The 15,236-nt window shown below is 49.0% G+C and carries 14 protein-coding genes; 13 read left to right on the top strand and 1 reads right to left on the bottom strand.

Features of this window, described 5'->3' with window-relative positions; genetic code table 11:
* Positions 1 to 89: 89 nt before the first annotated feature.
* Positions 90 to 488 carry a ribonuclease HI family protein gene (locus ACWPAB_RS01065; protein ID WP_003575133.1) on the bottom strand — a complete coding sequence of 133 codons (399 nt, stop codon included), beginning with the start codon at positions 486 to 488 and terminating at the stop codon, positions 90 to 92.
* Positions 489 to 512: 24 nt separating this feature from the next.
* Here ACWPAB_RS01065 and ACWPAB_RS01060 point away from each other — a divergent pair, with 24 nt between their 5' ends.
* The 13 genes from ACWPAB_RS01060 (at position 513) to pyrE (ending at position 15,225) form a co-directional block, all read left to right on the top strand.
* Complete coding sequence (locus ACWPAB_RS01060) at positions 513 to 917, top strand: EbsA family protein (protein ID WP_003575131.1); 405 nt, start codon at positions 513 to 515, stop codon at positions 915 to 917.
* A gap of 12 nt (positions 918 to 929) precedes the next feature.
* On the top strand, positions 930 to 2,603 hold the full coding sequence (locus ACWPAB_RS01055; protein ID WP_003584453.1) for a formate--tetrahydrofolate ligase: 1,674 nt from the start codon (positions 930 to 932) through the stop codon (positions 2,601 to 2,603).
* 110 nt (positions 2,604 to 2,713) lie between these two features.
* On the top strand, positions 2,714 to 3,178 hold the full coding sequence (gene lspA / locus ACWPAB_RS01050; RefSeq protein ID WP_003565533.1) for a signal peptidase II: 465 nt from the start codon (positions 2,714 to 2,716) through the stop codon (positions 3,176 to 3,178).
* Positions 3,178 to 4,098 carry an RluA family pseudouridine synthase gene (locus tag ACWPAB_RS01045; protein WP_003579189.1) on the top strand — a complete coding sequence of 307 codons (921 nt, stop codon included), beginning with the start codon at positions 3,178 to 3,180 and terminating at the stop codon, positions 4,096 to 4,098. Before lspA ends, ACWPAB_RS01045 begins: the two co-directional genes overlap by 1 nt.
* A gap of 258 nt (positions 4,099 to 4,356) precedes the next feature.
* On the top strand, positions 4,357 to 4,905 hold the full coding sequence (gene pyrR, locus ACWPAB_RS01040) for a bifunctional pyr operon transcriptional regulator/uracil phosphoribosyltransferase PyrR (protein WP_003565527.1): 549 nt from the start codon (positions 4,357 to 4,359) through the stop codon (positions 4,903 to 4,905).
* Position 4,906: 1 nt separating this feature from the next.
* A complete protein-coding gene (locus ACWPAB_RS01035) occupies positions 4,907 to 6,214 on the top strand; it encodes a uracil-xanthine permease family protein (RefSeq protein ID WP_003565525.1) in 1,308 nt (435 codons plus the stop codon).
* Entirely contained in the window at positions 6,201 to 7,142 is a 942-nt protein-coding gene (locus ACWPAB_RS01030) for an aspartate carbamoyltransferase catalytic subunit (protein WP_003575122.1), read from the top strand. The genes ACWPAB_RS01035 and ACWPAB_RS01030 overlap by 14 nt, the downstream gene beginning before the upstream one ends.
* 3 nt (positions 7,143 to 7,145) lie before the next feature.
* Positions 7,146 to 8,411 carry a dihydroorotase gene (locus tag ACWPAB_RS01025; protein ID WP_003579187.1) on the top strand — a complete coding sequence of 422 codons (1,266 nt, stop codon included), beginning with the start codon at positions 7,146 to 7,148 and terminating at the stop codon, positions 8,409 to 8,411.
* A 159-nt stretch (positions 8,412 to 8,570) separates the two neighbouring features.
* Positions 8,571 to 9,653, top strand: coding sequence for a carbamoyl phosphate synthase small subunit (locus ACWPAB_RS01020; protein WP_003570893.1), 1,083 nt, complete (start codon positions 8,571 to 8,573; stop codon positions 9,651 to 9,653).
* A 2-nt stretch (positions 9,654 to 9,655) separates the two neighbouring features.
* Complete coding sequence (gene carB / locus ACWPAB_RS01015; protein WP_003584446.1) at positions 9,656 to 12,838, top strand: carbamoyl-phosphate synthase large subunit; 3,183 nt, start codon at positions 9,656 to 9,658, stop codon at positions 12,836 to 12,838.
* 161 nt (positions 12,839 to 12,999) lie between these two features.
* Entirely contained in the window at positions 13,000 to 13,872 is an 873-nt protein-coding gene (locus tag ACWPAB_RS01010) for a dihydroorotate dehydrogenase (RefSeq protein WP_003579182.1), read from the top strand.
* On the top strand, positions 13,872 to 14,591 hold the full coding sequence (pyrF, locus tag ACWPAB_RS01005; protein WP_003575113.1) for an orotidine-5'-phosphate decarboxylase: 720 nt from the start codon (positions 13,872 to 13,874) through the stop codon (positions 14,589 to 14,591). The genes ACWPAB_RS01010 and pyrF overlap by 1 nt, the downstream gene beginning before the upstream one ends.
* The gene (gene pyrE, locus ACWPAB_RS01000) at positions 14,584 to 15,225 is read left to right on the top strand and encodes an orotate phosphoribosyltransferase (RefSeq protein ID WP_003575111.1); all 642 of its coding nucleotides are present in this window, start codon (positions 14,584 to 14,586) and stop codon (positions 15,223 to 15,225) included. Before pyrF ends, pyrE begins: the two co-directional genes overlap by 8 nt.
* Positions 15,226 to 15,236: the final 11 nt, after the last annotated feature.

Raw genomic sequence — 15,236 nt, 5'->3', positions numbered from 1 at the left:
CGGCGCCAGTACCGACGAGAGTGGCGTTTGCCAAGAAAAATTGCTTTTTGCCTCGATTGTTCTAGTCATGACGCAATTTTGCCGAAAATTTATATTTTAGTTTCAGATTGGCGCAACCCTTGCTGAGCTAACATATGGGCGCCACGATTGGCCCGGTCAGGCAGCCAGTTTGGCAATACTAAAGGAAATTGACCGATTAAGGTCAGCAAACGGCCTGCTAGGTCGGGATAGTGCTTAGCGTATTGCTTTTCAATCGCCTGAATCACAAGCTTGGAATCACTGTAGAAGGCGACCGGTGTTGTATTTAAGCCGGCTTGGATCAGCAGTTCAAAACCAGCGATTGCGGCTGCAAACTCGGCTTCATGATTACTCATTGCTGGCAGTGCAGCATGTTTTTGAATTTGATGGGGCAAGCCACTGACCAAGATGCCGATCCCAGCGGGTCCTGGGTTGCCTTTTGTCGCGCCATCTGTGTATAGTTTAAGCATAATTTCTCCTAAGGAAGTGTCAAAGTGCCAGAATACCGAACTCATTATCAACCTGCCTGGATCGATTTTAGCATGTTTTGGAGTATGATCGTGATCGGGATCAGCCTTGCCACGATTGTTCAGTTAGAAAGTACCAAGCCATCGCTGCTAGCCATTGGCATTGCCATAGTGACAGTGCTTGTTGCGATCATTCAAGTGCTGCTTCATCGTCTTGTTGTCCATGAACAAGGCCTAAAACTGGTTAGTCTTTTTAAGAGTAACACCTTGGAAATGACTTGGCCGGAAATTGAGGGGTTTACGTTTGGCCATTTGACAGTTATTCTTAAAACCAAACGATATGGTCAAGTGACTTTTGTTTTGTTCGGTAAAAAAAGAAAACAAAAAGTAGTGTCGTTGATCCAAAAAGGGCTGAAAGAGTCCGCCAAATAAGGAGTGTGTTGTATGTCTGATATTGAAATTGCACAAGCCAATGAAGCGACGGCAATGTGGCCGATTACGAAAGTTGCAGCTGGTTTAGGTTTATCAGAAGATGATCTTGAACTTTATGGCAAAGCCAAAGCCAAGCTTAGTTTTAGTGCACTTAACGCCTTAAAGGATAAACCTTTTGGCAAACTTGTGCTGGTAACGTCCATCAACCCAACACCAGCTGGCGAAGGTAAGTCGACCATCACCGTTGGCTTAGGGGATGCGCTGCAACAACGTGGTAAGCATCCTGTGATTGCTTTACGCGAACCGTCTTTAGGCCCGGTAATGGGCATGAAAGGCGGTGCGACTGGCGGCGGTTATGCGCAAGTAGTTCCAATGGAAGACATCAACCTGCATTTTACAGGAGATATGCATGCACTTACCACGGCGGTGGATACCCTAGCCGCCTTGATTGACAATCATTTGCAACAAGGCAATACGCTCAATATTGATCCACGGCGGATTTTATGGAAGCGTGCTTTAGATATCAACGATCGCGCTTTGCGTCATGTTACGATCGGTTTGGGCGGTCCCACAAGCGGTGTGCCGCGCGAAGATGGCTTTGATATTACAGTTGCTAGCGAATTAATGGCAGTGTTGTGTCTGGCGGAAAACATTGCCGATCTGAAGGCACGTATCGGCCGAATTGTCATTGGATACACTTATGACCGGCAGCCGGTGACTGTGGCCGATTTGAAAGTCACCGGTGCGATTGCGATGCTATTGCGAGATGCCTTGAAACCTAACTTGGTTCAGACATTAGAACATACCCCGGCATTCATCCACGGTGGTCCATTTGCCAACATTGCGCACGGCTGTAACTCGGTTTTGGCCACGCGTACGGCTTTGCAGCTCGGGGACATCGCAATCACCGAAGCCGGTTTCGGTGCGGATCTCGGCGGTGAAAAGTTTATGGACATCAAAACACCTGTGCTCGGCAAGACGCCTGATGCAGTCGTCATTGTCGCAACCGTGCGTGCCTTGAAGTATAACGGCGGGGTCGCGTTAAAGGACCTGCAAACGGAAAATGTCGAAGCCTTGGCCCAAGGCTTCGACAATCTCAAACGCCACATCCACAGTATGCAAAGTTACGGTGTGCCGGTTGTAGTTGCGATTAACCGATTCACTAGTGATACCGATGCCGAAATTCAGTTTTTAATTGATGCTTGTGCGAAACTAAACGTTAAAGCCGTCACCGCCACCGTTTGGGCTGACGGCGGACGCGGCGGATTGGCGGTTGCGGATGCTGTTTTGGCGGCACTTGATCAACCGGCGCATTTTACTCGCTTATATGATCCGCAAAGCGATGTCAAAACCAAAATCAAGACGATTGTGCAAAAGATTTATGGCGGAGCTGATGTCGATTATGAAGGCAAAGCAAACAGTGCCTTGCGCACGATCGTTAAAAACGGCTGGCAGGATTTGCCAGTCTGCATGGCTAAAACGCAATATTCGTTAACGGATAACGCCAAAACGTTGGGTGCACCGGAAGGGTTCACGATTCACGTTCGCGACATCATCCCCAAGTTAGGCGCCGGCTTCCTTGTCGTCATGACTGGCTCGGTGCTTACCATGCCCGGCTTGCCAAAAGTGCCCGCAGCCTTGAACATGGATGTTACCGACGATGGCAAGATTTCCGGCCTGTTCTAATTTTGTGTGGTTTTTAATCAGCTCATGCGTAACCGCCATTTTTAAGATGGCGGTTTTTCTTTGACCGCGGTACACTAGGAAACAAACGCTTTTACTCAGGGGGAACTTCTGTGCTTATTTATCTCATCATCGCCGCTGCGCTCGTATTAATTGATTTTCTGATTAAGGCGTGGGTTACTGCTCACATTCCATTAGGCGAAAGCCAACAACTGATTCCAGGCGTGATTGATCTCACGCATATTCGCAATACTGGCGCAGCTTTCTCCATGTTTGAAGGCAAACAATGGTTTTTCTATATCACAACCTTACTCGCATTCGGGGTTGTTGCCATGCTGTGGCGCGACAGTTTGCACAAACCGATCTATCGCCTAGGACTAACCTTGATTACTGCCGGGGCCATCGGTAATTTCATTGACCGATTGCGGTTTCAATATGTGACGGACATGTTTCACCTTGAGTTTTTGGATCAGTGGCGCTTTAATGCCATTTTCAACTTTGCAGACATGTGCATCACATTTGGGGTTATTTTAGTGCTAATTTTTATCCTGTTCGATCATGATAAGGCGGTGGCGTGATGACTAGCACCTTTACGATCACGACCGAGCAGGGGCGCATCGATAAGGTTATCACGGCGCATGAAACCACTCACACGCGCAGTCAGGTGCAAAAATGGTTGCAAGATGGCTTGGTGACGGTCAATGGGCAGCCAACTAAGGCCAATTACAAAGTTGCTAGCGGCGATGTGATTGCTATCTCAATTCCTGAAGCCAAGCCGCTGGAAGCTATTCCGGAGCCGATCCCGCTCGATATTGTGTATGAAGACGACCAAGTCATTGTCGTCGACAAACCGCAGGGCATGGTGGTACATCCTGCACCTGGTCATCCAGATGGCACACTGGTCAACGGTTTGTTATATCATACTGATTTGCCGGGCATCAACGGTGTCATTCGTCCCGGCATCGTGCATCGCATCGACAAGGACACCAGCGGACTACTGATGGTTGCTAAAACCGAAAAAGCGCAACTAAGTCTTTCCGCACAATTAAAAGCTAAAACGTCGATTCGCGAGTATTTAGCACTTGTCCGTGGCACGTTTAAAGAAGATGAGGGCACAATTGATGCACCATTGGGTCGTGATCCCCGCGATCGTAAACGTCAAGCTGTCGTGGCAGCCGGTCGCCATGCTGTTACCCATTTCCAAGTATTAGAGCGTTTTGAACATTACACGTTCATTAAATGCATTTTAGAGACCGGCCGCACGCATCAAATTCGCGTGCACATGGCATACATTCATCACCCTGTGGCCGGGGATCCACTTTACGGGCCAAAACGCACCCTGCCCGGCAAAGGCCAATTTTTGCACGCGGCTAAACTGGGATTCGTTCATCCGACAACCGGTCAATTGCTCGTCTTCGAAGCACCAGTACCGCCAATTTTTGAAAAAACCTTAGCCGATCTACGTGCAGGCATTGACAAGACCCGCAACGTTCGGTAATCTTAATGCAATCAAACAAGCACCTTTAACTAAGTCCAGTGAGGCTTAGAAGGTCCATTCCGCTGCGGCGGATTATTCAGGCTACGGTCGCCTTCTATCCCAAATTGGATTGAAGGCGACTTTTTTTGTAGAGCGCGAGCAGGTTTCTGCGACTGCGAGCGCGTTTAGGAAATGCCAGCATCGGAGCGTAACACCCGCATCACTGTTCACTTCCAAAGCATCAAAACCGCAATACATATAAGAAAGGGTGGCACATCAATGGCACAGTCAAAACAAGTTGTAGACGAGGTAACCATGAAACGTGCATTAACACGCATTAGCTACGAGATCATCGAGCAAAACAAGGGACTCAACGATCTCGTTTTAGTCGGCATCAAAACCCGCGGGATTTATTTAGCCCATCGGATCGCCAAGCGTCTCGAACAACTTGAAGGGTTACAGGTTCCGGTTGGCGAATTGGACATTCAGTTTTACCGCGATGACGTCCATAAGATTGATCATGATCATCAGCCAGATGTTGAAGGCGCACAGTTACCGGTTAATATCACCGGCAAACATGTCATTCTGGTCGATGACGTCATCTTCACCGGCCGCACCATTCGCGCTGCTTTAGATGCCTTGATGGACGAAGGCCGGCCTCGCAAGATCAGCTTGGCTGTCTTGGTTGATCGCGGACATCGCGAATTACCAATTCGTCCAGATTTTGTCGGTAAAAACATTCCGACCTCATTGGACGAACAAATTCAGGTTCAAGTTTCTGAGCTTGACGGTAAAGACGGGATCAGCATCGAAAGGATGGAGGGCTAAGATGGCATTTCACAACGACGAAGCCGTTTTAGATATCGGCGACAAGCCAAAATTCGGTCAATGGGTTGGCCTGTCTATTCAACATCTGTTTGCGATGTTCGGCTCGACAGTTCTTGTGCCGATCTTAGTTGGACTCGATCCTAGCATTGCCCTTTTTTCAAGTGGGGTTGGGACGTTAATGTATATCCTGATCACGCGCGGCAAAATACCGGCTTATATGGGATCAAGCTTTTCTTTTATCACGATCATGCAGGCCTTGATGAAAGGTGCTGGCTATCCGGCCATCGCTCAAGGCACCATCGCGGTTGGGGTTGTGTATCTCATTGTGGCCTTGATCGTAGCGCGCAGCGGGTCAGCATGGATTGACCGGGCTTTGCCGCCAGTTGTGGTTGGCCCGATTGTGATGGTTATCGGCCTATCTCTTGCCGGCACTGCTGCCACTGATGCAACGATGCGGACCATCAGCGCCACCAAGAGCGTTTATGACTTACGTTACTTCGCAGTCGCAATGATCACTTTAGCCTCTGTCATTATTTATAATATGTATCTCAAAAAATTCATTAGTCTGTTGCCAATTCTACTAGGCATTATCACTGGCTATCTTGTTGCTTTGCTCTTTGGCATTGTTGATTTGACACCAGTTCAGCAGGCTGCTTGGTTCGACCTGCCTAAGTTTGAAATTCCTTTTATCAGTTATCAGCCGCAAGTTTATTGGGGCGCGATTCTCTCCATGGCACCAATTGCTTTTGTCACTATGACCGAGCATATGGGGCACATCATGGTGCTCAACAAGCTGACTAAACGTGACTTCTTCAAAGATCCTGGTTTAAACCACACCCTAGCCGGTGACGGTACCGCATCCATTATCGCCGGTCTGGTTGGCGGCCCACCTGTCACCAGTTATGGTGAAAACATCGGAGTTTTGGCGATGACCAAGGTCCATAGTATCTATGTGCTGGGCGGTGCCGGGTTCTTCGCCATCTTGTTTGCCTTCATCGGTAAGCTTAGCGCCTTGATCCGTAGCATTCCTAGTCCAGTTATTGGCGGGATCAGCTTTCTGTTGTTTGGGGTGATCGCTTCCAACGGCCTGCGCGTCTTAATTGACAACAAAGTCAACTTTGATCAGAAGCGCAACTTGATGATTGCTTCAACCATTCTCGTGATCGGCATCGGCAATGCCAGCCTACAGTTCTCCGGGTATCAATTCTCAGGACTCGCCCTGGCAACTGTGATCGGGATCTTCCTGAACTTTGTCTTACCTGAACACGCCGCTAATGAAGAAGAGGCAGAAAAAAATGACCTTATCTAATTTCACAGATACATCCTTTCAAGATTTTGTTTCCGCTGAACAAGTTGATGACAAAAGCGCCATGGCTTTGATCAATCGCGCTGAAGATTTTAAAGCTGGTCAAACCGTCCATTTTCCAGAGCCGATATACGCAGCTAACTTATTTTTTGAAAATAGCACGCGCACCCACACTAGTTTCGAGATGGCTGAACGCAAATTAGGTCTGACTGTCATCCCATTTGATCCGGCACATAGTTCGGTTTCAAAAGGGGAAACCCTTGAAGACACCATTAAAACGATTGGGGCGATCGGAGTCAACATTGCGGTGATGCGACATGCACAAGATGGCTACTATAACGATCTTTTAGGTGCATGGCCAACGACAGCGATTGTCAATGCTGGTGACGGTGCCGGCCAGCATCCTTCCCAGATGATGCTGGATCTGATGACGATTCACGAAGAATTCGGTCATTTTGACGGCTTGAGTATCGGGATTGTTGGCGATTTGAGTCACAGCCGGGTTGCGCGCAGTGATATGCAGATGCTGCATAAACTCGGAGCCACGTTGCACTTTGCCGGTCCAGAACAATGGTACGATTCCAGTTTCGATCAATATGGTGATTTCATCACCGTGCCTGAATTGGTCAAGCAGGTGGATGTCTTGATGCTGCTGCGCGTTCAGTTGGAACGCTTCAACGCCGACCACCGTCAGGCTTTCTCAAAAGAAACCTACCATGCAAAGTACGGCATCACCGATGATCTTGCTAAGACAATGAAACCTGGCGCGATTTTCATGCATCCGGCGCCAGTCAACCGCGATGTTGAGTTAGCCAGTGATCTGGTGGATGGCCCGCAGTCACGCATTTTCACTCAGATGCAAAACGGGGTCTTCATGCGGATGGCCATGCTTGAGGCCGTCATTAATGCCCGTCATTTTGGAGAGGAGTAACCCATGCTCATCAAACACGCCCATATTGTCAGCGATACTGAATACACGGCTGACATCCAAATTACCGATCACATCATCTCGGCGATTGGTCAATCGCTGGCGCCGCGCGATCACGAACAGGTGATTGATGCAACTGGTGCCATCGTCATGCCGGGATTAATTGATGTCCATGTGCATTTTCGCGAACCCGGCTTCACTGCTAAAGAGACGATCAAAACTGGCGCTGCTGCGGCTGCTCACGGCGGTTTCACAACTGTTGTCGCCATGAGCAATCTCAAACCGGTACCAGACACTGTCGAAACCTTAAAACCACTGCTTGAGAAAAATCAAACTGATGCGAAGATCACGGTTTTGCAGTTTGCACCGATTACGCATGACCTACATTCTGATCAGGTCGTTGATATGGCAGCCTTACAAGCTGCTGGAGCGCTGGGTTTTTCCAACGACGGGGTCGGGGTTCAGGATGCCGACACCATGTATCAAGCTATGCAACAGGCTGCTAAGTTGCATGCGCCCATCGTTGCCCACATTGAAGATGCGAGCCTGATGCATGGCGGGGTGATCAATGCCGGCCCAGTTGCCAAGAAACTTAATTTACCGGGGATCATCAATCAAACCGAAAGCAGTCAGCTAGCGCGCGACCTTGAACTTGCCGCTGCAACCGGCGTGCATTACCATGCTTGCCACGTGTCGACTCGGCAAAGCGTTGACCTAATCCGCGAAGCTAAAAAACGCGGGGTAAACGTCACCGCTGAAGTCTCACCGCATCACCTGCTATTGGATGAAAATAACATTCCGGGCGACAATACAATGTTTAAAATGAACCCGCCGTTGCGCTCACGTGCCGACCACTTAGCCTTACTTGAAGGCTTGCAAGACGGTACGCTTGATATGATTGCGACTGACCATGCACCACATACGGCTGCTGAAAAAACCGGTTCCTTCAAAACAGCGGCATTTGGCATTGTTGGGTCAGAAACGGCCTTTTCAACGCTCTATACCAAGCTGGTTAAATCAAAGATGTTCACCCTAAAACAGCTGATCGCACGCATGAGCACGATTCCGGCTGAGAAATTTGATCTGCCAGGCGGCCATATCACAGTCGGTGGACCTGCCGATTTAACCATTATGGATCTCGATACGCCTTACATCATTGACCCAGCCGACTGGTTCTCCAAAGGCAAAAATTCACCTTTTATTGGCGATAAAGTCAACGGTCAAACACTGTACACAATCAGTCAGGGGCAAATTGCTTACGCAAGAGCGTGAACCAGCTTGGGCTTCTAGCTGGCAAGCACGTTTAAAAAAGCGTCAGCCAGCCCTTAAGAAAGTATGAACAAACGCGATTAGCATCAGGCAAACGGGTTTAAGCAAAGCGCTCACCAGATCGGCTTCTGATCTAGTGAACGCCTTTAGAGGAGGACAAGCATGAAGCGCTATTTAATTCTTGAAGACGGCAGCGTTTTCCCTGGCGTCGGTTTCGGTGCGGAAACTGTCACAACGGGCGAAATCGTTTTTAACACCGGGATGAGTGGTTATCAGGAAACTATCACCGATCAAAGTTACAACGGCCAAATCATTACCTTCACCCAGCCACTGATAGGCAACGTCGGGATCAATCGTGACGATTATGAAAGTATCGATCCAACCGCAAAAGGGATTGTGGTCCGCGATGTTGCCCGAGTGACCGGCAATTGGCGCAGTCAAATGACCTTAGATGAATTTCTGAAACGCAAACACATTCCCGGCATCAGTGGCGTTGATACCCGCGCCTTAACGAAGAAGATTCGTGAAGTTGGGGCAATGAAGGCTAGTATTGTCGACGCAGCCGATGAGCACGCATTCGATCAATTGAAAGCCCTCGTGTTACCTAAAAATCAAGTCCAGCAGGTTTCTACCCAACAGGCTTACCCAGCTCCTGGTACAGGCCGCAATGTGGTTGTCATTGATTTCGGACTCAAACATAGTATCTTACGCGAACTTGCCAAACGGCAGTGCAATGTTACCGTGCTGCCTGCCACCACCACCGCCTCAACAATTCTCGAATTAGCGCCAGACGGGGTGATGCTCACCAATGGCCCTGGTGATCCAAAAGACGTTCCTGAAGCACTGGACATGATTCGTGGCGTGGAAGGCAAAATTCCGCTGTTCGGTATCTGCTTAGGGCATCAACTATTCGCACTCGCCAATGGCGCCAACACTTTTAAAATGAAGTATGGCCATCGCGGTTTCAATCATCCGGTTCGTGAAATTGCCACCGGCCGAATTGATTTTACCAGTCAAAATCACGGCTATGCGGTTGATCCTGACAGCATTGATCCAGATACTTTGTTGATCACCCACGTGGAAATCAACGACGGTACAGTAGAAGGTTTGCGGCACCGATTGTATCCGGCCTTTACTGTCCAGTTCCATCCAGATGCCGCTCCTGGCCCACACGATGCCGATCATCTTTTTGATGAGTTCATGGAAATGATGGATGCATTCTCAAATCGCACGCAGAAAGGATAATCATGCCAAAACGTCAAGATATTCATAAAATCTTAGTGATCGGCTCCGGTCCAATTATTATCGGTCAGGCCGCGGAATTTGATTACTCTGGTACGCAAGCCTGCCTTGCTTTACGCGAAGAAGGTTATGAAGTGGTTTTGGTCAATTCCAATCCAGCAACCATCATGACCGACACGGAAATTGCCGATCGCGTCTATATTGAACCCTTAACAGTCGAATTTGTGAGCCAGATTCTACGTAAAGAGTTACCTGATGCGATTTTACCAACCATCGGCGGCCAAATCGGCTTGAATTTAGCGATGAAACTTAGCAATACTGGCATTTTGGATGAATTGGGCATTGAATTGCTGGGCACTAAGCTGACGGCCATTGATCAAGCCGAAGATCGTGAATTGTTCAAAAACCTGATGCAAAAGTTGCATGAACCGGTGCCAGAATCAGCCATCGCTAATAACATTGAAGAAGCACAACAATTTGCCGATAAAATCGGGTTTCCGGTTATCATTCGACCGGCCTTCACCATGGGCGGCACCGGCGGCGGGATTGCGAACAACGAAAAGGAATTGGCAGAAATTGCGGAAAACGGCCTCAACCTAAGCCCCGTGACGCAGGTGTTGGTTGAACGCTCCATTGCCGGCTACAAAGAAGTCGAGTTTGAAGTTATGCGCGATGCAGCGGATTCTGCAATTGTCGTCTGCAACATGGAAAACTTTGATCCTGTCGGTGTCCACACCGGCGATTCGATGGTCTTTGCGCCAACCCAAACGTTGACCGATAAAGAAGTCCAGATGTTGCGCGATGCTGCTTTGAAAATCATTCGCGCGTTGAAGATCGAAGGCGGCTGCAACGTCCAATTTGCCTTGGATCGTAACAGCTTCAAGTACTACGTCATCGAAGTCAATCCGCGGGTGTCGCGCTCCAGTGCACTGGCTTCCAAAGCTACTGGTTATCCAATTGCGAAAATGGCTGCCAAGATTGCAGTTGGCCTGCACTTAGACGAAATCAAAAATCCGGTCACGAAAAAAACTTGGGCCGAATTCGAACCGGCTTTAGACTATGTTGTCACCAAATTGCCACGCTTTCCGTTTGATAAGTTTGAAAACGGTGACCGCACATTAGGCACCCAAATGAAGGCCACTGGCGAAGTCATGGCAATTGGTCGAACGCTTGAAGAAAGTCTGCTAAAGGCGGTGCGCTCATTAGAAGTTGGACTAATTCATCCAGAACGGCCAGCTTTTGCCAAGTTGAGCGACGATGAACTGAGCAAACAGATCATTCAAGCCAACGATGAACGACTTTTCTATCTCGCTGAAGCTTTCCGTCGCGACTACACCATTGAAGAAGTCGCCGAGTTATCGAAAATGAACCCATTCTTCCTCGACAAGATCAAACATATTGTGGAATTAGAGCGGGAACTGGCGGCACATAAAGCTGATCTGGGGTTGCTCGCCGAAGTAAAGCGGTACGGTTTTGCCGACGAAGAGATTGCCAAACTCTGGGGTCTGCACGCTGACCAAGTGCGACAGATGCGCAAGGAACAAAAGATACTACCAGTTTACAAAATGGTCGATACCTGCGCCGGTGAATTTGCCAGCGACACGCCGTATTACTACAGCACCTATGAAAGTAGCACCGAAAGCGTTAAAAGCGACAAGCCGAGTGTGCTCGTGATTGGCTCAGGTCCGATTCGGATTGGTCAAGGGGTGGAGTTCGATTACGCCACTGTGCACAGTGTTAAGGCCATTCAAAAAGCCGGCTATGAAGCGATTATCATGAATAGTAATCCGGAAACGGTGTCGACTGACTTTTCGATTGCTGACAAGCTGTACTTTGAACCATTAACCCTTGAAGATGTCCTCAACGTCATTGATCTGGAACAGCCAGAAGGGGTCATCGTCCAATTTGGCGGGCAGACCGCCATCAACTTGGCTGAACCGTTGGCAAACCGTGGCATTAAGATTCTTGGCACTTCAGTTGAAGACCTTAATCGGGCCGAGGATCGTGACTTGTTCGATCAGGTGATTAAATCACTTAAGTTACCACAACCAGAGGGCGGTACCGCCACTGATAAGGCCGGTGCGTTAGCGGTCGCTGATAAGATTGGTTATCCGGTTTTGGTTCGGCCTAGCTACGTGTTAGGCGGACGGGCGATGGAAATTGTTCACGACGCAACTGAACTTGACAATTATATTGATCGGGCGGTGTCCGTTTCACATGATCATCCCGTGCTGATTGACCACTATCTAGTCGGTAAGGAATGCGAAGTGGATTGCATCTCTGATGGTGACACCGTTGTTTTGCCAGGGATCATGGAGCATATCGAACGCGCTGGCATTCATAGCGGCGATTCGATGGCTGTTTATCCGCCGCAGACCTTTAGTCAAGACATTATCGATCAAATCACCGATGCCACGATTAAATTGTCGCGGACACTAAACTGCATTGGCTTGATGAACGTTCAATTCATCATTCACGATGGTAAAGCCTACGTCATCGAAGTCAATCCGCGGGCCAGTCGAACCGTGCCGTTTTTGAGTAAAGTGACCAACATCAAACTGGCACAAGTCGCAACATTGGCAATCCTTGGTTTAAGTTTGAAGGAACAAGGTTTTGAAACAGGCTTGTTGCCGAATCAGCCAGGTATTCACGTCAAATCACCGGTGTTTAGTTTTTCGAAGTTGAATCACGTTGATAGTCTGCTTGGGCCGGAAATGAAATCGACCGGTGAAGTCATGGGCAGCGACACCACCCTTGCGAAGGCGTTGTACAAAGCTTTTGAAGCGGCTGGCATGCACTTGCCACAATTTGGCCGGGCATTGATCACGGTTAAAGACGCTGACAAGGCTGAAGCAACGGCACTAGCAAAACGATTCCGCGAAGTTGGTTATCAACTAGTGGCAACAAGCGGCACTGCTAAGGCCTTTGAGAAAGCCGGTATCACAGTTTCAACGATTGAGAAACTTGATAGTGGCCAGGAGACGATTCTTGAAGACATTGCCAATCGGAAAATTCAATTAGTGATTAACACTATGAGTGCAGATAAGAAGGTTTCAAGTGACGGTTTCCGAATTAGAGAAGCTGCCATCGAACATGGCGTGCCATTGATGACCAGTCTAGACACAGCTGGAGCCATTTTGAAAGTTCTAGAATTACAAGCATTTTCAATATCGCCGATTAAAAGTTGAGCGCCTTGCCATACAAAGTGATTTTTTCAACACTATCTAGGTATGATCACCATCAAAATGCTCGTTGCGTTATTAACGCTGTTATTTCAGCTTTTTATAGCATGACGGGCACGCTTTAACGCACTTGCAGTCGCAGCAGCCTACACATAAGGAGGTACCACATGGCCATTCAATTGCCGGGTTTCACGATGAAAAATCCGTTAATGCCCGCGAGTGGGACGTTTGGCTTTGGCGAAGGTTACGCCAAAGAGTATGATCTCAATTTGCTAGGGGCGTTAGTCACAAAATCGACGACACTCGCACCGCGCATCGGCAATCAAGGGACTATTTTTGCCGACGGCCCTGACAGTACTTTGAATGCAGTAGGTCTAAAAAATCCCGGTTCTGATGTCGTGCTGCATGAAAAGCTGCCGTGGTTGGCCACGCAGTATCCTGACTTGCCGATTATCGCTAGTATTGCTGGGGTGGATGTTGCCGAATACGCAGCAGTGGCGAAAAAATTGAGTGCCGCTCCTAATGTTAAGGCACTAGAAGTCAACATCTCCTGTCCGAATGTCAAGCAAGGCGGGATGGCGTTTGGAACAGACCCAGAAGTCGCAGCGGCCGTGACGCGTGCGGTTAAAGCCGCGAGCTCGGTGCCGATTTTCGTTAAGCTGACACCGAATGTGACTGATATCACTGCCATTGCTAAAGCAGTCGAACAAGCGGGGGCCGATGGTCTTTCACTGATCAATACGTTTGTCGGCATGCGGCTGGATATTGCCACTGGCAAACCGCTTCTCGACAATGTGACTGGCGGCGTTTCAGGTCCGGCTGTGCTGCCAATGGCACTCCACATGGTTTATCAAGTGGCTCATGCCGTTCGAGTCCCGTTGATTGGGATGGGTGGGATCAGCTCTGGCCATGATGCAGCAGAAATGTTGGCGGCCGGCGCCACGGCACTTGCAGTTGGTTCAGCCAATTATTATCAAAAGAGAGCCATTCCGAAGATCGCAGCTGAATTGGCAGCCATACAGGAAGGACAGACAGTTTAATGACGCCTATTATCGCACTGGATTTTAAGGATAAGACCACAACTCTTGATTTTTTAAGCCAATTTCCAAAAGAAGAACATTTGTTCGTTAAAGTTGGCATGGAACTTTTCTATGCTGAAGGCCCAGCGATTATCACCGAGATTCAACAAGCCCGACCGGTGTCGATTTTTCTCGATTTAAAACTTCACGACATCCCTAACACCGTGGAAAAAGCGGCCTGGCAGTTGGGTAAACTAGGTGTGGCGATGACCACTGTCCACGCAGCAGGCGGGAAAGACATGATGATCGCAGCCAAACGCGGGCTATTGGCTGGCGCAAAGGCAGCTGGTCATCCAGCACCAAAAATGCTTGCGATCACGCAGCTAACTTCGACAGATCAGACGATGCTGACAAATCAGCTTTCGATTGAGATTCCGATCAGTCAAGCGGTTCAGCATCTTGCAGCCATCGCGCAGGCAAGTAATGCCGATGGTGTAGTGGCAAGTGCTTTGGAAACACCACTCATTCGAAGTGTGACGCGACCTGATTTTCTGGTAGTCACCCCGGGAATTCGACCGCATGGTGCGGCAGTCGGCGACCAAAAACGAGTCGTGACCCCGGGCAGAGCCAAGCGTTTAGGCAGTTCAGCGATTGTTGTTGGCCGGCCGATTACGCAGGCTGATGATCCGGTGGCGGCTTATCAATCAATTAAGGAAGCGTGGGAAACAGCACATGACTAAATTAGAAACACAAATTGCCAGCGACTTACTCCGTATTCAGGCCGTCACCTTGCGTCCTGATGCACCGTTCACTTGGGCCAGCGGCATGAAAAGTCCAATTTATACCGATAATCGCTTGACCATTGGCTACCCAGACGTTCGCAGTAAAATTGCAGCTGGTTTGGCGCAGCAAATTGTGGCTCACTATCCTGATGTTACCGCGATTGGCGGCGTGGCTACTGCTGGGATTCCGCATGCGGCTTTGGTCGCAAACTTGTTGAACCTACCGCTGGTTTACATTCGCAGTAAGCCTAAGGATCACGGTCAAGGGCGGCAAATCGAAGGGCATCTGCCAGCCGATGCTAAGCTGGTGGTCATCGATGATTTGCTCTCAACTGGCGGATCAGTCTTAGGCGCGGTTGCAGCCGCTCAAAAAGATGGTGCTACAGTCTTAGGCGTCGCTGCAATCTTTAGTTATCAACTAGCCGCGGTCAAAACTAATTTTGCCGATGCTGGCTTACCGTTCTTCACATTGACAAACTATACGGCTTTGATCCAAACAGCCGAGTCACAAGGCGCCATCACTAGTACGCAACTCGCTTCACTGCATCAATGGCGGGAAGATCCGGTCAAGTGGGGCGCACAGTTTCAATAAGCCGCACCAAT

This window comes from Lacticaseibacillus sp. 30, from assembly GCF_053819265.1.
This window is presented reverse-complemented; position numbering and strand designations above follow the sequence as displayed.